Annotated in this window: 23 protein-coding genes; 16 read left to right on the forward strand and 7 right to left on the reverse strand. The window is 52.7% G+C overall.

Annotation, left to right across the window (positions count from 1 at the left end; all coding sequences use genetic code 11):
• Positions 1-11: 11 nt before the first annotated feature.
• Both KO503_RS02500 and dusB read right to left on the reverse strand, forming a co-directional pair.
• The gene (locus tag KO503_RS02500) at positions 12-1,088 is read right to left on the reverse strand and encodes a two-component system sensor histidine kinase NtrB (RefSeq protein ID WP_215990021.1); all 1,077 of its coding nucleotides are present in this window, start codon (positions 1,086-1,088) and stop codon (positions 12-14) included.
• On the reverse strand, positions 1,085-2,011 hold the full coding sequence (gene dusB / locus KO503_RS02505; protein ID WP_436836503.1) for a tRNA dihydrouridine synthase DusB: 927 nt from the start codon (positions 2,009-2,011) through the stop codon (positions 1,085-1,087). The genes KO503_RS02500 and dusB overlap by 4 nt, the downstream gene beginning before the upstream one ends.
• A 220-nt stretch (positions 2,012-2,231) precedes the next feature.
• On the opposite strand from dusB, the gene KO503_RS02510 reads away from it, so the two are divergent.
• The 4 genes from KO503_RS02510 to KO503_RS02525 all read left to right on the forward strand — a co-directional run bounded on the left by KO503_RS02510 (position 2,232) and on the right by KO503_RS02525 (position 5,764).
• Entirely contained in the window at positions 2,232-3,392 is a 1,161-nt protein-coding gene (locus KO503_RS02510; protein WP_215990023.1) for a bifunctional 2-C-methyl-D-erythritol 4-phosphate cytidylyltransferase/2-C-methyl-D-erythritol 2,4-cyclodiphosphate synthase, read from the forward strand.
• Between the two features lie 8 nt (positions 3,393-3,400).
• A complete protein-coding gene (locus KO503_RS02515) occupies positions 3,401-3,910 on the forward strand; it encodes a phosphatidylglycerophosphatase A family protein (protein ID WP_215990024.1) in 510 nt (169 codons plus the stop codon).
• Positions 3,907-4,389, forward strand: coding sequence for a CinA family protein (locus tag KO503_RS02520; RefSeq protein WP_303506319.1), 483 nt, complete (start codon positions 3,907-3,909; stop codon positions 4,387-4,389). Before KO503_RS02515 ends, KO503_RS02520 begins: the two co-directional genes overlap by 4 nt.
• A 193-nt stretch (positions 4,390-4,582) precedes the next feature.
• On the forward strand, positions 4,583-5,764 hold the full coding sequence (locus tag KO503_RS02525) for an ammonium transporter (RefSeq protein ID WP_215990025.1): 1,182 nt from the start codon (positions 4,583-4,585) through the stop codon (positions 5,762-5,764).
• 111 nt (positions 5,765-5,875) lie between these two features.
• Here KO503_RS02525 and KO503_RS02530 read toward each other — a convergent pair whose 3' ends face one another.
• Positions 5,876-6,322 carry a type II toxin-antitoxin system RatA family toxin gene (locus tag KO503_RS02530; protein WP_215942973.1) on the reverse strand — a complete coding sequence of 149 codons (447 nt, stop codon included), beginning with the start codon at positions 6,320-6,322 and terminating at the stop codon, positions 5,876-5,878.
• A gap of 66 nt (positions 6,323-6,388) precedes the next feature.
• Here KO503_RS02530 and hpt point away from each other — a divergent pair, with 66 nt between their 5' ends.
• The 3 genes from hpt (at position 6,389) to KO503_RS02545 (ending at position 8,103) form a co-directional block, all read left to right on the forward strand.
• The gene (gene hpt / locus KO503_RS02535; RefSeq protein WP_215990026.1) at positions 6,389-6,952 is read left to right on the forward strand and encodes a hypoxanthine phosphoribosyltransferase; all 564 of its coding nucleotides are present in this window, start codon (positions 6,389-6,391) and stop codon (positions 6,950-6,952) included.
• Positions 6,949-7,143: a hypothetical protein gene (locus tag KO503_RS02540; protein ID WP_215990027.1), complete on the forward strand. Its 195-nt coding sequence runs from the start codon at positions 6,949-6,951 to the stop codon at positions 7,141-7,143. The genes hpt and KO503_RS02540 overlap by 4 nt, the downstream gene beginning before the upstream one ends.
• A 69-nt stretch (positions 7,144-7,212) precedes the next feature.
• On the forward strand, positions 7,213-8,103 hold the full coding sequence (locus KO503_RS02545; RefSeq protein ID WP_215990028.1) for a cytochrome c: 891 nt from the start codon (positions 7,213-7,215) through the stop codon (positions 8,101-8,103).
• A gap of 31 nt (positions 8,104-8,134) precedes the next feature.
• On the opposite strand, the gene KO503_RS02550 is transcribed toward KO503_RS02545, so the two are convergent.
• Positions 8,135-9,289: a THUMP domain-containing class I SAM-dependent RNA methyltransferase gene (locus tag KO503_RS02550; protein WP_215990029.1), complete on the reverse strand. Its 1,155-nt coding sequence runs from the start codon at positions 9,287-9,289 to the stop codon at positions 8,135-8,137.
• A 122-nt stretch (positions 9,290-9,411) separates the two neighbouring features.
• Entirely contained in the window at positions 9,412-10,365 is a 954-nt protein-coding gene (lipA, locus tag KO503_RS02555) for a lipoyl synthase (protein WP_215990030.1), read from the reverse strand.
• A 317-nt stretch (positions 10,366-10,682) separates the two neighbouring features.
• Here lipA and KO503_RS02560 point away from each other — a divergent pair, with 317 nt between their 5' ends.
• Positions 10,683-11,234, forward strand: coding sequence for a peroxiredoxin (locus KO503_RS02560; RefSeq protein WP_215990031.1), 552 nt, complete (start codon positions 10,683-10,685; stop codon positions 11,232-11,234).
• A gap of 87 nt (positions 11,235-11,321) precedes the next feature.
• Here the strand turns inward: KO503_RS02560 and KO503_RS02565 are convergent, their stop codons facing one another.
• On the reverse strand, positions 11,322-12,248 hold the full coding sequence (locus KO503_RS02565; protein WP_215990032.1) for a hydrogen peroxide-inducible genes activator: 927 nt from the start codon (positions 12,246-12,248) through the stop codon (positions 11,322-11,324).
• 148 nt (positions 12,249-12,396) lie between these two features.
• Between KO503_RS02565 and KO503_RS02570 the strand changes: the two genes are divergently transcribed.
• Entirely contained in the window at positions 12,397-13,851 is a 1,455-nt protein-coding gene (locus KO503_RS02570; protein ID WP_215990033.1) for a catalase, read from the forward strand.
• Between the two features lie 102 nt (positions 13,852-13,953).
• Here KO503_RS02570 and KO503_RS02575 read toward each other — a convergent pair whose 3' ends face one another.
• Entirely contained in the window at positions 13,954-15,111 is a 1,158-nt protein-coding gene (locus KO503_RS02575) for a DUF6456 domain-containing protein (RefSeq protein WP_252730914.1), read from the reverse strand.
• Between the two features lie 360 nt (positions 15,112-15,471).
• Here KO503_RS02575 and KO503_RS02580 point away from each other — a divergent pair, with 360 nt between their 5' ends.
• The 7 genes from KO503_RS02580 (at position 15,472) to KO503_RS02610 (ending at position 22,018) form a co-directional block, all read left to right on the forward strand.
• Positions 15,472-15,765, forward strand: coding sequence for a DUF6477 family protein (locus tag KO503_RS02580; protein ID WP_215990034.1), 294 nt, complete (start codon positions 15,472-15,474; stop codon positions 15,763-15,765).
• A 146-nt stretch (positions 15,766-15,911) separates the two neighbouring features.
• A complete protein-coding gene (gene guaA / locus KO503_RS02585) occupies positions 15,912-17,474 on the forward strand; it encodes a glutamine-hydrolyzing GMP synthase (protein ID WP_215990035.1) in 1,563 nt (520 codons plus the stop codon).
• A 129-nt stretch (positions 17,475-17,603) separates the two neighbouring features.
• Entirely contained in the window at positions 17,604-17,882 is a 279-nt protein-coding gene (locus KO503_RS02590) for a putative quinol monooxygenase (protein ID WP_215990036.1), read from the forward strand.
• Positions 17,879-18,760, forward strand: a complete 882-nt coding sequence (locus KO503_RS02595; RefSeq protein WP_215990037.1) for a DMT family transporter — start codon at positions 17,879-17,881, stop codon at positions 18,758-18,760. Before KO503_RS02590 ends, KO503_RS02595 begins: the two co-directional genes overlap by 4 nt.
• Before the next feature lie 134 nt (positions 18,761-18,894).
• Complete coding sequence (locus KO503_RS02600) at positions 18,895-19,977, forward strand: OmpP1/FadL family transporter (protein ID WP_215990038.1); 1,083 nt, start codon at positions 18,895-18,897, stop codon at positions 19,975-19,977.
• A 162-nt stretch (positions 19,978-20,139) separates the two neighbouring features.
• Entirely contained in the window at positions 20,140-21,060 is a 921-nt protein-coding gene (locus KO503_RS02605; RefSeq protein WP_215990039.1) for a DMT family transporter, read from the forward strand.
• 88 nt (positions 21,061-21,148) lie between these two features.
• A complete protein-coding gene (locus KO503_RS02610; RefSeq protein ID WP_215990040.1) occupies positions 21,149-22,018 on the forward strand; it encodes an ATPase in 870 nt (289 codons plus the stop codon).
• Positions 22,019-22,061 lie beyond the last annotated feature (43 nt).

Consider the following 22,061-nt stretch of genomic DNA (forward strand, 5'->3'; position numbering starts at 1 on the left):
TAGTCACGTCCCTAAGACGGCTCTTTGGGAGCCACGGGAAGTGAAATGCGGAACACAGTCTTTCCAGGGTTAGACTCTACTGAAATCCAACCTTCGTGATCCGATATGATTTTTGACACCAGCGCCAAGCCCAGTCCGGTGCCGTTCTCACGCCCCGAAACAAAGGGTTCGAAAATATCGCTGGCGATTTCAGGCGGCAGTCCGGGGCCATCGTCGATGATTTCGACTTGCAAAGGCAAGGCCGCGCCAGAACCATCTTTGCGGCGCAACCTGAGCGACAGATCATAAAACGTCCGAATGCGGATCACGCCACCTTCTTTTTTGTCAGACGCTTCCGCCGCGTTTTTAAACAGGTTCAAAAACACCTGCATAAACTGATCGCCATCGACGAATGTGGGCGGCAATGACGGGTCAAACTCTTCGACAAATTTCATCGAAGCCGCATAGGATAGCTGCGCCGACTTGCGCGCGCGGTCGATCAGATCGTGCACATTGATGGCGCGTCGTGACGGCGGGCGCAGGTTGCCGAATTGTTCGACCTGTTCCAAAAGCGCGACGATGCGGCGGCTTTCCTCGACAATAAGATCGGTCAATTCTTGGTCTTCGGCTGAAATCCCCATGGACAACAATTGCGCCGCCCCTGTGATCCCTGCCAGCGGGTTTTTAATTTCATGCGCCAGCATTTCGGCCATGCCAATAGCAGAGCGTGCAGAAGATTTCACCGAATGCGACCGCCCCAATCGATCTGCGATTTGGCGTGGCTCCATCAACAACAAAACCCAACCTGTCTTTCCAGACAAAGGCGCGATTTGAATGTTACATTGCACAGGGGCCGCATTCCCGCCTGAGACATCGACATTGTTGATAAACATTGGCGCATCATCACGACGAACGCGCTCGAATGCTTCTTCCAAAGGTGCGTCAATCGCCAGCTTGTCCATCACAGGCACGCCGCGCATCGATTTGGCTGAGGCGTTGAGAAATCCTTCGGCAGCAGAATTTACTTCACAGATTTTATCGTCATCCGACACAATGATCGATGGCACTGGCAAGGACGGCCATAGTGTTTCAAATGAGGTCGCGCTCATGCGGCTCTCCCTTTCTCAGACAAAGCGTTCGGCAAGTGATCAAACACTTTGCGCGGGTCTTTGAGGGTCAAAATTTCTTTTCGTAATGCATTCGGCGTGTTGGCTGTATCCATGTACCAACCCAGATGTTTGCGCATCACACGCCCACCAATCTCGACACCATAAAACGACAGGCCTGCCTCAAAATGACCGGCAACCATGTCGGCGAATGCGTGTCCATCAGGCTCAACAGGTTTTGGTGCGCCCATAATATGCGCCGCAACTTGCGCCAAAATCCAAGGCCGCCCCTGCGCTCCCCGTCCGATCATCACGCCATCCGCGCCAGATTGATCCAATGCGTCTTTGGCCTTATCGGTCGAGGTGATATCACCATTAGCGATCACAGGAATACTCACAGCGTTTTTTACGGCACGGATCGCAGCCCAATCGGCTGATCCTTTATACATCTGACAGCGTGTGCGCCCGTGAATGGTGATCATTTGAATGCCAGCGGCTTCTGCGCGTCGGGCCAATTCAGGCGCGTTGAGCAATGCGTCATCCCAGCCCAAGCGCGTTTTCAATGTCACAGGCACATCGACAGCCGCCACGACAGATTCGATCAAGGTCAGTGCGTGATCCAGATCGCGCATCAACGCGGAACCCGAATAGCCGCTCACAACTTTTTTCGCAGGGCAGCCCATATTAATATCGATGATGCGTGCGCCGTTGGCTGCAACCATCTTCGCGGCCTCGCCCATCCAATGTGCCTCGCGTCCCGCCAATTGCACGGCTGTGTTTTCGACGCCAAACCCAAGCTCGGCTTTTTCGCGCGATCCTGGGCGGGCATTCAACATGTCATGGCTTGCCACCATTTCGGACACAACGAGCCCCGCGCCAAAAGACGCGACCAAATCGCGAAACGGCAAATCTGTAATCCCCGCCATAGGGGCGAGAAAGATCGGTGGGTCTAGCGTTATATCTGCCAAATGAACGGGCAAGCGATTAATCCTTGTGCATATTGATCATGGGTATCTGTGTATTGTCAGAGTCGCAAAGGGTTGAGCGCAAAAAAATGGCTTAAAAGTGCATTTGCACATTTTTTAAGCACATCTTTGGCCTGAGGCGACCATTGCGTTGGGCCTCACCACATATTATCCACGCGATATGACAGTGATAGCTTTGATCGTTGCCGCAGGACGCGGCACCCGTGCGGGCGGCGATACCCCCAAACAGTGGCGCCCTCTTGGTGGGGATGCGTCATGCCCACGGGTCATCGATCATACAATCGCGGCCTTTCGCCCCTTTGTGGATCACATCGTGGTGGTGCATCACAAAGATGACGCTGACCTCATGCAGACCCTCAACGATGTCACGCCCGTTGTAGGTGGTGCGACACGCAGTACTTCGGTCAAAGCAGGCCTCAAAGCCATCAAAGGGTCAGGCGTCACGCACGTGTTAATTCATGACGCAGCCCGCGCCTTGGTGCCCGCTTCAGTGATCAAAGATGTTTTGGCCGCCCTTGCAAACGGACCCGCAGCCGCCCCAGCCTTGCAAGTCACCGATGCGCTTTGGCGTGGCGATACAACTGTTGAGGGCACCCAAGATCGCACAGGATTATGGCGCGCACAGACGCCGCAAGGGTTTGACTTTGAAACTATTTTACAGGCTCATCACGCCTACGCTGTTGAAGCCGCCGACGATGTCGAAGTGGCGCGTGCTGCAGGCATTCAAGTTGCCATCACCCTTGGCGATGAAGACAATTTCAAGATAACCCACCCCGATGATTTCGCTCGCGCCGAACATGTTTTGGCCGCGCGCCTGAGACAAGATAAGGACAAGCATCAAATGGATATTCGCCTTGGCAACGGCTATGATGTGCACCGATTTGGTGTGGGCGACCATGTGTGGCTCTGCGGTATTAAAGTCCCCCATAACAGAGGCTTGCAAGGGCATTCTGATGCAGATGTGGGTATGCACGCGCTGACAGATGCCATTTACGGCGCCTTGGCCGAAGGCGACATAGGTCGCCATTTTCCACCCTCAGACATGCAATGGAAAGGTGCGGCCAGCCATATATTCTTGCGCCATGCCATCGATTTGGCCCGCTCGCGTGGCTATGAGATGTCCAATTGCGACGTGACATTGGTCTGTGAACAGCCCAAAATCGGCCCACATGCGGATGCAATGCGCGCCGCCCTTTCCGACATCCTGTCTGTGGATTTAGGCCGTATTTCGGTCAAAGCCACCACCTCGGAACGTCTTGGGTTCACGGGGCGCGAAGAAGGCATCGCCTCGCTCGCCACCGCAACCTTGATCAAACGCTAGGACACGCCATGAAAGATATCGCTGAAATCATCGCCACCTTTGCCCGCATAGGCTATTTAAAGCCTGCCCCTGGCACTTGGGGCTCTGCTGCGGCCGTGCCTGTGTTTTGGGCCCTCAATGAGGTCGGCGGATTTGCCCTGTGCATTGCTGCCACCATTATAGTGTTTGTTGTCGGTCTTTGGGCAACGCAAATCATGACCAAGGACGCCACCGCTGGCACCGAAGAACATGACCCCTCCGAGATCGTGATCGACGAAGTGGCGGGGCAATGGATCGCGCTTTGGCCTGTAGCCTTTGGCGCACAAATGATGGGCGTGGAAAGTGCGCGACTTTGGCCCGGCTATTTGGCGGCCTTTGTGCTGTTTCGCCTATTCGACATCTGGAAACCCAGCCTTGTGGGCAAAGCGGATCGTCGCGGAGACGCAATGGGTGTGATGCTGGACGATGTGATCGCTGGCGTTTTTGCCGCCATTTGCGTGATAGCCCTTGCGAGCCTCGCACATGGAGTGTTGATGTGAGCACTGATCTGACGGCTTTGGCCACCGAGGTCCTTGCCTTGGCGCGTGCGAAATCCGTGAAAATCGCCACTGCAGAAAGCTGCACTGGCGGGTTGATCATCGGTGCGCTGACGGAAATTGCGGGATCATCCGATGTGGTAGACCGTGGATTCATCACCTATTCCAATGAGGCAAAGATCGAAATGCTGGGCATTGACCCAGACACGCTTGATCTTCATGGCGCGGTGTCTGAACAAATCGCACAGCAAATGGCCGATGGCGCGCTTGAGCGATCACGCGCGGGTCTGACGGTGTCCGTGACTGGTATTGCTGGCCCTGGCGGGTCTGCGTTCAAACCTGAAGGCCGCGTTTGCTTTGGATTGGCGCAAACAGGGCTGACAACGCGTGTTAAAACCGTCGAATTTGGTGCGCTGGGGCGGTCGAATGTGCGGATAGCAACGATACGAACAGCACTAGAATGGCTGCGCGAGGCGCTGTAACGCTGTAAATACGGCAAGAGATTCATTTTAGATTAAATTTTAAACTCAATACGTAAATTCAGCATAATTACGCGCCACTTTCACAATTGCCCTATATTTAACCGACCAAAATCAGACAAAGCCCCTTTCCTGATCACGTTTAAGCCGCTTTACGCGCCGCTAACGCTTAAAAAAACATCCTGAGGAGGGGAAGATGGTCGGAGCTGATACCGCGTGGATCATGGTTGCAACCGCATTGGTCCTATTCATGTCGCTGCCAGGCTTGGCATTGTTCTACGGCGGGCTTGTACGCGCCCGCAATGTGCTGAGTGTCTTTATGCATGTCTACGCCATTGCCTGCGTGATGAGCATTCTGTGGCTGGCCTTTGGCTATTCCATCGCTTTTGGCAACGGCGGTCCAATTTGGGGCGGTTTGGGCAAGATGTTCTTGACGGGCGTTGACGCCAATTCTGTGTCTGGCACCATCCCTGAAGTGCTGTTTTTTGCCTTTCAGATGACCTTTGCGATCATCACCCCTGCGCTTATTGTGGGCGCTTATGTCGAGCGGATCAATTTTGCCTTTGTGATCTTGTTTTCATCCTTGTGGATGCTGGCCTGCTACGCGCCTGTCACCCATTGGATTTGGGGCGGCGGCTTCTTGGCGGACGGCGGCATTTTCGGCGACACAGGCACAATGGATTTCGCGGGCGGCATCGTCGTGCATGAAACCGCTGGCATCGCGGCTTTGATTTTGGCCGTGATGCTTGGACGGCGTAAAGTGGACAACAAGCCCCCGCACAACCCCGGTTACGTGATGATCGGCGCTTCTATGCTGTGGGTCGGCTGGTTCGGCTTTAACGGCGGGTCGCAATTGGCAGCCGACGGCGGTGCAGCCATGGCAATCACTGTGACGCATATCTCTGCGGCGGCGGCCTCAATCACTTGGGCGATTTGGGAAAAGGTCAAATACGGCAAAGCCTCTCTCGTGGGCATCGTCACTGGCACCATCGCGGGCCTTGCTTCGATCACACCGGCCTCTGGTTTTGTTGGTCCAGTGGCAGCTTTGATTATCGGCAGCGTTGCTGGGATTTTATGCCAAGAGATGGTCAACGTGATCCGCAACAAGTTGAACATAGACGACACATTGGACGTCTTCGCGGTCCACGGTGTGGGCGGTATTTTTGGCACGATCATGATCATCTTTTTTGCTGACGGCGCAAATGCCATCGCACAATTCGGCGCGTTGGGCATCGTTGGGGTGTTCACCTTTATTGTGACTGTCGCCTTGATCAAACTCTGTCAGCTTGTCACACCTTTGCGCGTTGATGCGGAAGTCGAACAACAAGGCTTGGACTTGGCCCAACACGGTGAAAGCGCCTACGACCACAATTCGTAAGCGTCACGTTTTGTTCCATGAAAAAGGCACCGAGGCGGATCGAAAGGTCTGCCTTGGCGCGCGAATAAGAACAGCGGCAAACGATGCGTTTGGTCGCATTAAGCCAGTCCTTTACCCGTAAAGATCAGCCGCGCGTTTTTCAAAAGCACTGACAACGCGGCGCATAGCTTCATTAAAGACCACGCCGATCACCGATTGCAGGATCGCATTTTTAAACTCGAAATCGACGAAAAATTCGACCTCGCAGGTGCCATCCTCAAGATCGCGGAACTGCCACCAACTTTTCATATATTTGAACGGACCATCCAGATATTCGGTGTCGATTTTTTTATCCACAGGCCAAAGCACCACTTTAGAGCCAAACTTTTCGCGAAACACTTTGAACGAGATCACCAGATCGGCCAGCATGATTTCGTGATCCCCCATATCGTCACGCGACCTGATGCGTGCGGCGGCGTTCCATGGCAGGAATTTTGGGTAGCTTTGAACATCCCCCACCAGATCGTACATCTGCTGGGCGGTGTAGGGCATGATTTTGATTTCGCGGTGCGTCGGCATAGTCTCTGGTCTAATTATTTCAGGGTGATATGTCTTACCTAAGCGCGCAAATTGCAAGAGGTTACCATGACGCAGGCCCCCTATCACATCGATGTTATGATTTCGGCCAAGACCATCGCCGCACGGATCGAAGATTTGGCACTCACCATTCGCAAAGAATACGCCAACACCGACAAGCTTGTGGTGATCGGGCTATTGCGCGGATCATTCGTGTTTATCGCCGATCTGGTGCGCGAATTGGACATGAATGTCGAGGTGGATTTTCTTGAGGTGTCATCTTACGGCGACGGCATGGAAAGCTCTAGAAATGTAAAAATATACAAAGACTTGCGCGGGGACATTGAAGGGCGTGATGTCTTGGTTGTCGAAGATATCGTCGACACAGGGCACACGATGACATCCGTTATGGAATTGCTGCAATCACGTCATCCGCGTAAGATCGAAACCATTGCATTGCTTGATAAACCCGTACGCCGCGAGGTCGCGTTTAAAACCACATGGACAGGATTCGAAATTCCCGATGCTTTTGTTGTCGGCTACGGCATCGATTTTGCCCAAGCCAATCGCAACCTGCCCTATATCGGCACAGTGGTGTTTGAGGATGATGGCCCAGTGGAGGCCTCCGCATGAATTTGATGTGGTTCGTGCGCGCCAAACGCTGGGCCAAAAAACCGCCAAGTCCTCAGCGGATCAAGCTGGTGTTTGGGGTGGTGTTGCTCTGCTTGGTTTTGGTGGGAATTGAGAAATTCATTGGCGTTCCAGAATGGATGCAATTGGAACGCTCTGGCCGCAATGGATTGAACGTTGGCTTACCACGTTAATTTGATTCACGCTCGACGGACACTGTGCTAGGCTGCCCCCAAACACGTCATACAATGCCGGAGACACAGATGTTAAAGCTCGCAACCTATTCTGCTGGAACAGTTATTCTTGGCGTCGCTGTCGCTTGGGTTTTGACCGAGCCGCGCCATGCGGACTTGGAAGAGATCGCGAGCTTCACGCCTGATCTGGCACGCGGAGAATATGTTTATACAGCCGGCGGATGTGCCTCGTGCCATGCGGGCGATGATGGCAATGGCGAATCCTTAACTGGCGGCATGGCGTTTGAGTCTGCTTTTGGCACATTCTATGCGCCCAATATTTCGCCTGATCCTGATCAGGGCATTGGCACGTGGTCGGCGCTCAATTTAGCTGACGCGATGCTGCACGGCACCTCCCCCGAAGGCGAACACTTATACCCCGCCTTTCCCTATACCTCTTACGCCAAAATGGACCCCGCAGACGTTGTCTCTTTGCACGCCTATCTGATGACCCTGCCCGCATCAACTGTGCCGAGCAAAGCCCATGATGTTGGCTTTCCATTCAACATCCGCCGCAGTTTGGGCGGATGGAAGCTGTTGTTTGGCACCAGCGCGGGGGATTGGGTCGTGAACGATCCGAACATGACAGAGCAAGACCTACAGGGGCGTTATTTGGTCGAAGCGCTTGCCCATTGCGCTGAATGTCACACGCCACGCAACGCCTTGGGCGGCATGGAAACCGCGAAATGGCTTGGCGGCGCGCCCAACCCATCTGGCAATGGCACGATCCCCAATATCACCCCCGGCACGCTGACATGGTCCGAAGAAGATATCGCCTATTATCTGGAAAGCGGCTTCACACCTGAGTATGATTCCGTCGGCGGACACATGGCGCATGTGGTTGATAATTTTGCCGCATTAGACGCCAGCGATCGCGAAGCTGTCGCAAGCTATCTGAAACGTGTGGCCCCTGTTGAATAGCGGCACAGATAGAACAGGGCGCTTTAAATATCTAGCGCAAGATATCGGTTTTAAATAGCTTTACCTTAAGGCCACCATGGGCGATGGGGGCCTCTGTTGGCAACCACGGCAGTTTCGTCGCCTCGGCCAATTGCGTGTCAGAGGTGATCATGCCCACCCGCCAGCCTTTGAATTTGCTCCGCATCACATCACCGAATGATCCGTAAAGCGCAAAGAGGTCTTTTTTCTTGCCGATCCGTGCACCATATGGCGGATTGACGATCACAAGACCCGCAGGGCCATCCGGGCGTTCCAAGCTGGACACTTGCGTTGGCGTAAAGTGACACAAGGCGTCGACCCCTGCCCGCGTGGCATTGTCTTTGGCGAAACCAATCACATTGACGTTGCGGTCTGAGCCGTAAAACTGTTGTTCACTGGGCCTGATTTTCCACGCCTCCCGCATGCGCTGCACCGCAACCTCATCATAGGTCGCAAGTTTTTCAAACGCGAAACTGCGCGCGCGCCCAGCCATGAAGTTTCGAGATATTTCAGCGGCTTCTATCAAAAACGTGCCAGAACCACACATGGGATCAAGCACAGGTTCTTGACCCGTATACCCACAAGCCCGCAGCGCCAAAGCCGCCATTGTTTCACGCATCGGCGCTTTGCCCATGGCTTGTTTGTGACCGCGTTTGTGCAGGCCTTCGCCTGAGGTATCGATGGAAAAATGAAGATTGTTATCATCGATGCGCACTTTGATGACGATATCGGCGTCTTCTAAGCCTTCGGCGATTTTCGCACCGAATTCTTCATGAATGGCCCGCTCAATACGTTCGACAGCGGCACCTGCGTGATAGATTTTGGATTTTTTGTTGGTGTTTACCTCGGCTTTGATGCTGAGATTTTCATCCAAAATCGCTTGGCCTAAAATATCACCCCAAGGGAATTTACGCGCGCGTTTGTCGAGTTGCGCCAAATGAAAGGCACGAAATTCGCCGATACGCGCCAAGACCTTAGACGGGCCGCGCAGGGTCAGATTGGCCCGCCACACATCGGTCCAATTGCCGTGAATCGTCACACCGCCGCCCGTAGCAACTGGGTTACGGAACCCCGCCTCGCTCACTTCTTCAAGCAAGACCTGCTCAAGTCCGGGTACGGTCGACAGGAAAATGTCGAAAGTGGCATTGGCTGGCGTGGAATTGGACATGCTGGGCCTCAATGTGGAACGGATCGCGTTGACGGCTTGTGTCACGCGCAGCGCGCTATGATCAAGGCAAAAGAAAACCGGCAAGTTGCCCCGCCGGTTTGAATGTTAGATTTTTAAACGCTTTACGCTGTGCCAATTTTTTTCAAACGCGCCTCACGCAGACGTGCGAAATCATCACCGGCGTGATAACTGGAGCGCGTCAAAGGCGTGGCCGAGACCATTAAGAACCCTTTGTTAAATGCGGTTTTCTCATAGGTTTTGAACTCTTCAGGCGTCACAAAACGATCCACGGCATGGTGTTTCGGCGTTGGCTGCAAGTACTGCCCAATGGTCAAGAAATCGATGTCAGCGGCGCGCATGTCTTCCATCACTTGCGTGACAGATTGTTTGTCTTCGCCGAGGCCAACCATGATGCCCGATTTGGTGAACATCGTTGGATCAAGTTCTTTCACGCGCTGCAACAGACGCAAAGAATGGAAATACCGCGCGCCAGGGCGCACTTCAGGATACAAGCCAGGCACGGTTTCCAGATTGTGATTGAACACATCGGGGCGCGCCTCGACCACGACTTCCAACACTTTCGGATCACAGCGAATGAAATCAGGTGTGAGGATTTCGATGGTCGTAGAGGGTGACTTTTTACGAATGGCGCGGATGGTCATCGCGAAATGCTCTGCCCCGCCGTCCTCAACGTCATCGCGGTCCACAGAGGTGATCACAACGTGGTTGAGACCCAATTTGGCCACGGCATCCGCCACACGCCCCGGTTCAAAGACATCTAAATCCTCAGGCGGCTTACCTGTGGCGATGTTGCAAAAGGTGCAAGCGCGGGTGCAGACTTCACCCATGATCATCATCGTAGCGTGGCCTTGCGACCAACATTCGCCCACGTTGGGACAGCCCGCTTCTTCGCAGACTGTCACAAGTTTGTTTTCACGCATGATCTCGCGTGTTTCTTTATAGCCTTCGGATGTGGGCGCTTTGACGCGAATCCAATCGGGCTTTTTAGGCTGCGCATTATCGGGGCGCTTTTGCTTTTCAGGGTGTCGCTGAGCTGGAATTTTGAGATCGCGCACGATATGCCCCCATAGTGAAATTGATTTTCTAGGTTATATCCCAGACAGACTTCGGGGCAAGTGGATACGTGGCATTGCTGCCATGTTCCCTGCTCAACACATATAGCCACATACACAGGCATGGTGTTTGCATCGCGAACATCTCATCTGCTACGGCAAAGATTTTGCCCAATTTTACGACGAAATGCCAGCTTATACTATTCCGACCATTTTTGTCGCATGCCAGCAATTGAACCTAAACTAGAATCGTTCTAGATATCGCCCAATAGCATTTGAATCTGCGATCCCATCGCAAGAAGATCCTTAGGAGTGATGATATGCAAGCTGGACATAAACTTCCAAACGTAACGTTCAAAACCCGCGTGCGCGATGAATCTATCGGCGGCGACAATCCTTTCCGTTGGGAAGATAAGACAACATCTGATTACTTTGGCGGCAAACGTGTTGTGTTGTTTTCGCTCCCCGGTGCTTTCACGCCAACATGTTCCACATACCAATTGCCAGGATTTGAAAACGGCTTTGACGATTTCAAAGCGGCTGGCATCGACGCGATCTATTGCATGTCTGTGAACGACAGCTTTGTGATGAACAAATGGGCGCAATCGCAAGACCTGAAAAACGTCGGCGTGATCCCTGATGGTTCTGGCGAATTCACCCGCCGCATGGGCATGTTGGTGAACAAAGACAACCTCGGTTTTGGTGTGCGTTCATGGCGCTATGCGGCTGTGGTCAAAGACGGTGTTATCGAGGCTTGGTTCGAAGAGCCAGGTCTGTGCGACAACCACGGCGAAGACCCTTACGGCGTGTCTTCACCAGAAACCGTTTTGGAATACCTCAAAACAGCAGCACAGGATGTTGCGGCTGAATAATCACAGCCACTTGTGACTAATAATCAGCCCGCCTCAGCCTTGAGCGCGGGCTTTTTCTTTGTCGAATATTCTTTGTGCCAAACGGGTTTAGCCGCGCATCCGTGCTTCATACAACAATTCACTGCCCGCTTCGGCCAAAAGCGCTGCCAAATCCGTAAACCATGAGGCGTCAGGCGTGCTGGCGCGGCGTATCAATGCGATGGTGCGCGCAGGCTGTGGGTCTGGAAAGCGCATCACCGCCAAGTCTGGACTGGACGCATGTTCGGTTTTCAGCGCGATTTCTGGCACAAAGGTCATACCAAACCCCTGCGCCACCAGCCCACATAGTGTTGACAAAGATGACGCACCAAGATCGACAGTTTGCTCTGCACGTGTCAATTGGCACATATCCAAGGCTTGGTCTGCTAGGCAATGCCCCTCATCCAGCAGCAACAGCCCATCGGGCGGCACATCTGTCGGGCGCATGGGCACCATTTGTTGGCTCAAATGCGCAAGCCGCGCCTTGGACCCTGCCAGCAAAAAACAATCGGTGAACAAAGGCTCGGCAATCAGACCATCAATATTATAAGGCAACGCGATGATCGCAGCATCAAGCCGTCCTGCAGAAACGTCTTTGAGCAGATCAGCCGTTTGCGCCTCACGCACGCGTATATCTAAGTTAAGCTGCGCCGATTTGATCCGTGTCAGCGCGCGCGGCAACATATAAGGTGCAATTGTGGGGATCACCCCAAGCGACAATCGCCCCGATAGCCCATCTTGCAGACGCACTTCCGATTCCATCTCTCGCATCATCGCTAAAAGAACAAGAGCGCGCTCATAAACCATCTGCCCCGCGCGTGTCAGGCGAATATCACGAGGCAAACGCTCCACAAGCTGCGTATCAAGGCTTAGCTCCATCTCTTTGATTTGTTGTGATAAAGCGGGCTGGGTGACGTGCACGCGTTCAGCCGCAGCCGAAAAAGAGCGTTCTTCGGCCAGCGCCACAAAGTAACGCATCTGTTTCAGTGTCAGCATTTTGAACTGCCTTTGCTATTGTTCAACCTCGAGGCATTAGAAAATCTAATACATGACATCGATTTATACAATTTTATTTTATTCAAAAGGTCTGCCATGTTGGTCACATCAACAAACGAACCGATTTCAAACCTATAGGGAGACGACAATGACCAAACGTTTGACCACCACAGCGGGCGCGCCCGTTTCACACAATGACACATCCAAAACAGCAGGCCCACGCGGCCCAGTGATGCTTGATGATTATCAGTTGATCGAAAAGCTGGCCCATCAAAACCGTGAACGCATTCCTGAACGTGTGGTTCACGCCAAAGGTTGGGGCGCGCAAGGCACATTCACTGTCACCCATGATATTTCGAACTACACCACAGCGAAGCTGTTTTCAAAAGTGGGCAACACCTGTGAAATCCTGTCACGTTGGTCCACAGTTGCGGGCGAACTTGGCGCGGCAGATGCCGAACGCGATGTGCGTGGCTTTTCGGTGAAATTCTACACCGAAGAAGGCAACTGGGACGTGGTTGGCAACAACACACCAATCTTCTTTATCCGCGATGCGTTCAAATTCCCTGACTTCATCCGCACACAAAAACGTCACCCGAAAAGCAATCTGCGTTCTCCTGAAGCGATGTTTGATTTCTGGGCCGCTCACCCTGAATCCGTGCACCAAGTGACCATTTTGATGTCTGACCGTGGAATCCCCGTGAACCCGATGCACATGCATGGCTATGGCTCGCACACCTATTCCATGTGGAATGCCGATGGGGCACGCGTTTGGGTGAAATTCCACTTCCGCAATCAGCAAGGCATCAAGAACTACATGAACGATGAGGCAGAAAACTTGATCGCTAAGACACGCGAAAGCTACCAAGAAGACCTCTTTGGCGCGATTGAAGCTGGCAATTTCCCGAAATGGGAACTCAACATTCAAGTGATGAACGAAGAAGATGCCGAAAAGCAGGACTTTAACCCGTTTGATCTGACCAAAGTCTGGCCGCATGATGACTTCCCATTGATCCCTGTGGGCATGTTGGAATTCAATAAAAACCCAGACAACTACTTCCAAATGGTTGAAAATGCCGCCTATTCACCATCAAATAAAATTCCAGGCATCGGCTTTAGCCCTGACAAAATGTTGCAAGCGCGTGTGTTTTCTTACGCGGATGCGCATCGTTACCGCCTTGGCACGCATTACGAATCTTTGCCAGCCAATGCGCCCAAATGCCCTGTGCATCACTACCATAAAGACGGCGCGATGAACTTTAACGCGCCAAGCACAGGCCACCCAGAGGCCTATTATGAGCCGAACCAATATGAAGCCAGCGCCAAAGCAGACCCAAGCGTCGCCGAGCCGCCGCTGAAAATCTCAGGCGACGCCGATAAATATGTGGTTGAAATGGAAGATGCGGATTACGTACAGCCGCGCAAACTCTACGCCGAAGTGATCGGCGATGATGAACGCTCGCGTCTTCACATGACCATGGCTGGCGCTATGGCTCCATGTTCCACATCCGTGCGTGAGCGTTGGTTCGAAGTGCTTGGCAAAGTTCACCCGAGCTATGAAGCTGGCGTGCGCGGCGCGCTGGATGAAATCGACGACGCGTAATTTGCGCCCGACCTAAAACATTTAAACGCCCCTCCCGCGCAAGCGAGGGGCGTTTTTCGTTTTTCTCAGGCTTCAGACAGATCGCATTCGCCCATAAGGCCATTAACCAATAAGGTTTGAATAACCAGCTTCGTCAAAATGTCGTTTAAGACGTTGCAATGCAATGCGCAGCACCACTTTGCCAGAACGCGCAGACCAACCCATGCGCTTTTCGGCCTGCTCCATACCTTGCAAATAGCAACAACAGCGCAGCGCCACATCGCCAAGTCCAGGGCCAAGATCCATCAAAGCCGCAGCCACACGGGCTTTGGCCGCATCAGGGCCAAAACCTGACGCATCGCCATCAAAGGTGCTGCGCGAACCTTCCGCTAAAAACTGGTCCCAGTTTTTCGTCACACAGGGGCTCATCTGCGCCAATTCGAAATCTTCGCGCAAACGCTCGGAGGCGGCCACAAGTTCAGGACCAAGGAACATTTCACCATCTTTATCGCGACGTCGCGACAGCGTCATCACAGGGCTCTCAGCCGCATTGTAGCGCATACGTTTTGGCTTATCTGTCTGCGTGCCAGCCATATCTTTGGCAGCCCAAACACGCTGTGTCGCGCCAAAACTGGCCTGTGCTTCGGCAAATCCTGCCCGTGCGCTTTCATCTGCAGCGATAAGTCGCTTGAGCGCCGCACGCCCCGCAGAGGTAATCGTATAACGGGTGATTTTGCCCTTTTCTTGCGCCGAGATCCAATCTTTAAGGGCCATAGCTTGCGCGATAGGTCGATCCAAAACAGCAGTACGTGTGGTGCGCCCGTCGGGCAAATCACGAACAACAACGGCCTTTTCCATATCTTTAGCCACGGCCAAACAAGCCCCCGGTTCGCTTAAACGGCGCAAAATACGGCGCGCCTCGCGGTCAATCGTCGCGTCATCGAGAGGCGTCGCTGCGTCAGTGTCAGAAAAGTTTGTAAATTTGCTCATGGCTGATGTGTCCTTCGATCTAATGAGAGGCCGCACTGGGATGTCGGATGACAAGGGCATCGTGGTGTACTGACTGAGCGCGTTTAGAGCTTCATCAATCAGTGGATCATCGCGCTTCAACTCGACTTTGCGCACTTGACGCATGACTGTAGAGGGCGCGCAGCCGTCGTTACGTGCCAAAGCGCGAATGGTTCGACCATGCTCGGTATGCTCCAGATACCGCTTGGCTTCTTGTGGCACCCAATTGGGCAATGCACCCTTTGTTTTGCCTATGCTGTTACCGTAATTCAACGTTCTCTCCCCGCAAGCCTTACGCTTGATGTGTCTACTCCAGACTTGGCAGATCGCGATCCGGAGTTTCTATTATGGAAACAATTTAAAATTATATTTAAAATTGTATCGAATCTAACAACAACCTTGGGTTGCATTAATTACCTAAAGGTTAATTGCCGCGCCTTAGACTAACTTTCGCCACAATTCATAAACGGCACAGGAACAGACCGTTCGCATTTCGGAAACAATACGCAATACACGCATAGGTTGTGCTTCTCTCTCTTCATACGGCACGAAGCTCAGCAGGAACGCCACAGTCAATGCTGCGCCCAGAGCCCAGCCTTATAAATACCAGTCTTATAAATAACGGAGAGACCCATGACCGATATCAACACAGTTCTCGCATCCCTACGCCGCCCAAGCTTGTTGATCCGCGCCGCTCGGTTCGGCTTGACCGACTACAATCGCACCCGTGATCTTAAACGCGTCATGGGCGCGTCCCAAGATCTCTCTCCAGCCCGCGTCATTGACGGGTTGATCGAAAAAGAAGCCCACTTCGAAGAAACCCGCAAAAAGGGCGATGCCGCCTACAGCGTCGCGCGTCATATCGAAGTGTTGATTGCCCTGATGGCAGAGGCCCGCTTGCTGCCGCGTGGCCCTCAAGAGGTGTAATCCCTAGACAAAATAGCACAGCATATACAGCTTTGCTCCCTCAAACGCAGTGTTTGGGGGATTTTTTGTGCCGCCGAGGCCAAAACTCGCGCTTGGATGTTCAAACCATCTTGCCTCAAAGCGTAACTGAGCCTAAACGCTGATCTATGACCAGCACATCCCATGACCGCCTCCTCATCATCGACTTTGGCTCCCAAGTGACGCAGCTGATTGCGCGTCGTTTGCGTGAATCCAATGTCTATTGCGAAATTCACCCCTATCAGAATGTCACAGACACATTTTTGGCCGATTTCGCGCCAAAAGCCGTGATCCTGTCGGGTGGCCCAGACAGCGTGACACGCGAAGGTTCGCCCCGCGCGCCGCAAAGCGTGTTCGACATGGGCGTGCCGATCTTGGGCATCTGCTATGGTCAGCAAACCATGATGGAACAGCTCGGCGGCAAGGTCGAAAGCGGCCATGGCACTGCGGAATTTGGTCGTGCTTTTGTCACGCCAAATGATCACAAACTTGATCTTTTGGACGGCTGGTTTGCAGATGGCAAAGAGCAGGTCTGGATGTCTCACGGCGATCACGTGTCACAAATTGCCCCCGGTTTCGAGGTCTATGGCACCTCGCCAAACGCGCCTTGCGCCATCATTGCCGATGCCAGCCGCCATTTCTATGCCGTGCAATTCCACCCCGAAGTGCATCACACGCCCAATGGCGCGAAACTTTATGAAAACTTCGTCAAACTCGCGGGCTTCACCGGCGATTGGACGATGGCCGGCTATAAAGACCAAGCCATCGCGGCCATTCGCGAACAAGTTGGCGACAAACAAGTTATTTGTGGTCTTTCCGGTGGTGTTGACAGCTCGGTCACTGCGATTTTGCTGCACGAAGCCATTGGCGAACAACTGACATGTGTGTTCGTGGACCACGGCTTGCTGCGTCTGAATGAGGCGGCAGAAGTCGTGAAAATGTTCCGCGATAATTACAACATCAAACTGATCCACGCGGATGAATCCGATCTTTTCCTTGGCGAATTGGATGGCGTCTCTGATCCTGAAACCAAACGCAAAATTATCGGCAAGCTGTTCATTGACGTGTTCCAAAAATACGCCAATGGCATCGAGGGTGCGGAATTCTTAGCTCAAGGCACGCTTTACCCTGATGTAATCGAATCTGTATCTTTCTCTGGCGGCCCAAGTGTGACCATCAAATCACACCACAATGTTGGCGGTTTGCCAGAAAAAATGGGCCTCAAACTGGTTGAGCCACTGCGCGAATTGTTCAAAGACGAAGTGCGCGCATTGGGTCTTGAGCTTGGTCTGCCTGCATCCTTTATCGGGCGTCACCCTTTCCCTGGTCCGGGCCTTGCGATCCGCTGCCCTGGTGAAATCACCCACGAAAAACTTGCGATCCTGCAGCAAGCGGATGCGGTCTACATCGACCAAATCCGCAAACATGGGCTGTATGACGAAATCTGGCAGGCTTTTGCCGCGATTTTGCCGATGAAAACCGTGGGCGTGATGGGCGATGGGCGCACTTACGATTATGCTGTTGCGATCCGTGCTGTGACTTCTGTTGATGGCATGACTGCTGACACCTACCCGTTCACCCATGAATTTATGGGCGAGACGATGACCCGCATTATCAATGAGGTCAAAGGCGTGAACCGCGTGTTCTACGATTTGACGTCTAAACCTCCGGGCACGATCGAGCTTGAGTGATTTGATTTCAGGAAGGCGCCCTTTGGGGCGTCTTTTTTTGCCACCTGCTCAGATTTCCCACAGGCGGTATGAGCCTTTGCGCATAGATTGAGATTGCAGCAGCCCACCTGCGTCATTAGCAAGGACGTCATGGGAAAAGTATTACTCACAGGTACGATGCGTTGCGACGCGAATGAGATTGAGACCGTTTTGGCGCTCATGGAAAAACACATGCGCCTATCGCAAGCCGAACCCGGATGTTTGCAGTTTGAACTGTGGCAAGATGAACTTGACCCTCGCAGCTTTCACGTCAGTGAAGTCTTTCGCTCTGAATGCGATTTTGAAGCTCATCAAGACCGCGCGTATTCCTCCGATTGGGGCCGCGTCACACGGCATATGCCCCGCGATTTCACCAAGAGTTCCGCATGACAGCACAAGCGCATCCACTCAAAGCCGCCGCATGGATGATGGGCGCCGTGTTTGGGTTTTCGCTGCTAGCCGTGGCGGGGCGTCAACTTGCTCTCGGGCTTGATACCTTTGAAATCATGACCTATCGGTCGTTGGTTGGCGTCATAACAGTCACTGGCATCGCGTTGTTGTCTGGGCGTGGCGATCACATCAAGGCCAATGCGCTGCATTTGCACTTTGCGCGCAACCTCAGTCATTTTGCTGGGCAAAATCTGTGGCTCTTTGCCTTGACGCTCATTCCATTGGCGCAATTGTTTGCCTTGGAATTCGCCTATCCGATACTTGTCGCGATTGGTGCAGTGTTGTTCTTAGGCGAACGCGTCAATGGTCTGCGAGCATTGTCCTTTGGCATCGGGTTTATCGGCATTTTGATTGTCGCGCGCCCCTTTGGGTCTGGCGGATTATCCATCGGATTGCTCAGCGCCATGGCTTGTGCCTTGGGGTTTGCAGGGTCTGCGCTGTTCACCAAAAAGCTAACGCAAACTGCCAATGTCACGCTGACTTCAATCATGTTTTGGTTGTCCTTGATGCAAATGGGCATGGGATTGATCTGCGCAGGCTTTGATGGCGATATGGTTTTACCATCCGCGCAACACTGGCCTTGGATTGTCGTCATTTCCTTGTCTGGTCTAGGCGCACATATGTGTTTGACCCAAGCACTGTCTTTGGCCCCTGCCTCCATCGTCACGCCCATCGATTTTCTACGACTTCCGCTGATCGCGGTGATTGGCATGATGTTTTATGGTGAAGAGCTTGATGTCTACGTATTTGTCGGCGCAGCCATTATATTTGGGGCTAATTACATGAATATATTGACGGAATCGCGCAAAAGGGTCTAAGAAACCTCTCCTCAAAGCCCCATCTGCTACATTATGACGCGGCGTTAGAATTGCGCGAAATTCAGCCGACGTTTAGCCTTGATCCATAATAACAAATAAGAGATTCGAGCATTTGACTCGATGGGAGGGATATTATGAAGCACACGACACTTTTTGCTTTGGGTCTTGTTGCGTCTGCAACAGGCGCAAGCGCAGGCGGCATGGATCGCTCGGGCCAATCCATTGCGCCTATTTTTGAAGACGGAACTTATGTTGAGCTGACCTATGGGTCCGTCACGCCAAGCGTGTCAGGGACACTTGGCGTCAGTTCTGGGTCAATGGCCCCCTCCTACAACCTTTTTTCTGGCGCCTATAAACGCGACCTTTCAGATGTGCTGTCTATGGCACTTATTATTGATCAACCTTTTGGGGCCGATGTGGATTACCCGACAGGCACAGGCTATGCCTTGGCTGGATCAAACGCGAAGGTGACAACAACAGGTGTCACAGCCTTGCTGCGGTATAAGCTGAGTGATCGTTTTTCTGTTCATGGTGGAATTAAACATCTGACCTCTCACGGCGAAGTCGAATTGCCATTTGCGGGTTACACCATGTCGACCACCACAGAGTCTGATTGGGGTTATCTTGTTGGGGCGGCTTACGAAATTCCCGATATCGCTTTGCGCGCATCGCTGACCTATAGTTCCGCAACTGATATCAATTTCACGGCTTCAGAAACACTGTTGGGGGTTGGCTCTGCGGATTCAGCACTGGACGTCACGCTGCCCCAATCGGTGAACTTCGATTTTCAAACGGGGATCGCTGCAGATACCCTTTTGATGTTTTCGGCCCGCTGGGCTGAATGGACAAGCACCACAATCACGCCTGCTCTATACACAACCTATGTTGATCCAGGTGAAAATTTGGTGGACCATGATAATGACACCATATCCTATAGTCTTGGCATAGGGCGTCGGTTCAATGACAAACTATCTGGGTCTTTGTCCGTGGGCTATGAAAAGACTCACGGCGGGGTGTCCGGAAACCTGTCACCAACAGATGGCTATACCTCTCTCACTGCGGGCCTCAAATACCAAATCAATGCGCAAACTGCCCTATCTGGCGGCGCTTCATATGTTTGGATCGGCGATACAACCACAAATATCTTAGGCAACACGTCGGATTTCTCGGACAACACGGCCTTTGGGTTTGGCTTTAAGCTGTCTCACACATTCTAAACACACCCGAACACAAAGACATGAGGCCCTGCGCGATGCGGGGCCTTTTCGCATTTGACAGACATATGTATCAATTTTTGTGATGGCAATTTGCACAATTTCCGGTTTGCCAATGCGGCCTGTCAAAGCCACTGTCGCGCAATACATTCAAAGGACAGGCCAATGGCTCCACAAAAAGTAATTTCTCTGTCGGCATGGATCGGTCTTGGACTTATGGGGCTGTTTTGGGGCGGGTCATTTTTGTCGATTGAATTGATGTTGCGTCAAATGCCTTTCGAAACGTTGGTCGCTCTGCGCATTTCTGGCGGCGCAGTGGCGCTTTGGACCTATGTGTTGATACGTGGTTATGACATACCGCGCGCCCCGCGCATTTGGATATCCTTTTTGCTCATCGGATTCATCAACGTGGCCATGCCATTTGGTCTGATCACTTGGGGACAGCAATATATTCCTTCGGGGCTTGCAGGGATTTTGAATGCCTCAACAGCCCTGTTTGGCCCTATTGTGGCGACACTTGTCTTTGCGGATGAACGGCTTGGCATGCGCAAAGCCGTCGGAGTGTTGTTTGGCTTTTTCGGCGTTGCCACTGTGATCGGGCTGAATGCGATCCTCAGTTTTGATCTAACATCCGCAGGCCAACTTGCGCTGCTAGGCGCGGGCATTTGCTACGCCATTGGCGCCAGTTCAGTGCGTGTCCATTTAACGGGCATCCCCCTAGAGGTTTCAGCGGCAGGTATGATCGGCGGCGGTGCGATGTGGATGGTTCCAGTGGCGCTTTACATGCACGGAATACCTGAGTTTGCCAGTTTCAACAGCACCACCTTAGGCGCTTGGGCTTATGTTTCGCTGATTTCCACTGGGCTTGCCTATTTGATTTTGTTCTATGTGATCAAATCAGCAGGTTCAGGAAACGCCACGCTGGTCACTTTGGTCGCCGCCCCTGTATCGGTGATTTTGGGCGCTGTGGTGCTGAACGAAACCCTACATTTCGAAGCCTACATCGGCTTTACGCTGATCGCCTTGGGGCTTTTGATCATCGATGGGCGTCTTATTCGGCGATTGGGATTTAAAAGCCTCGCATAACTGAGGTCTGTATCCGCCGCCCTCTTGATCCTCTGAGCTCTGCGTGGCACTCAAGACAAAGCTAAGCGTTGCGCGAAAAGGACAGCTGATGATCTATGAAAACAGTGAGGCTTGGTTTGCCAGCCCGCACAAACGTGTGGTGTTTTTCGCCATGTCTGGCTTGGGCAAAACCCACATGTCCAGTATGTTGCGCGCCACAGGTCAGTGGTATCACTATTCCATCGATTACCGGATCGGCACGCGCTATTTGAATGAGGCGATTGACGACAATCTCAAACGACTGGCGATGAAAGAACCCTATTTGCGCGAGTTGATTTTGTCTGACAGCATCCGCATCAAAGCCAATTTGAGCTTTGAAAACCTTTCGCCTGTTTCAGGGTATTTGGGCCAGCCGGGGAACGAGACTTTAGGCGGCTTGCCTATTTCCGAATATCGCCGCCGCCAAGAACAGTTCCGCGTTGCCGAAATAGCCGCATTGATGGACACTGGTGTGTTTCTGGAAAAATCGCAAAACCTATACGATTACCCTAACTTTGTCTGCGATACAGGCGGGTCTATCGTTGAATGGGCGGACCCTAATAACCCAGACGATCCGATCTTAAAAACGCTGTCCGAGCAGGCCTTGCTGGTCTGGATCAAAGGCGCAGACGCGCATACGGACGAATTGATCCGCCGTTTCAACACCGCACCCAAACCTATGGCTTACCGGCCAGAGTTTTTGACCGACTGTTGGGAAGACTTCATCGAAGAAAATGGCGTGACAGAAGATCGCGTAAACCCCTATGATTTCATTCGATATTCATACAAACGGTCGATGATTTCGCGTCAGCCGCGTTATGCCAAAATGGCCGAATGGGGCGTGACTGTTGATGCTGGCGTTATGGGGGCAGCGAAAACTGCAGACGATTTTGCCGCGATCATTGGCACTGCGCTTGATGAAAAAGCCGCGAACACCTAAATACACAGGCCCACTCTTTGCGCCTCACCTGTACAGAAAGCCG

This window comes from Pacificibacter marinus, assembly GCF_018860505.1.
In the GTDB taxonomy this organism is placed as follows: Bacteria; Pseudomonadota; Alphaproteobacteria; order Rhodobacterales; family Rhodobacteraceae; genus Celeribacter; species Celeribacter marinus_B.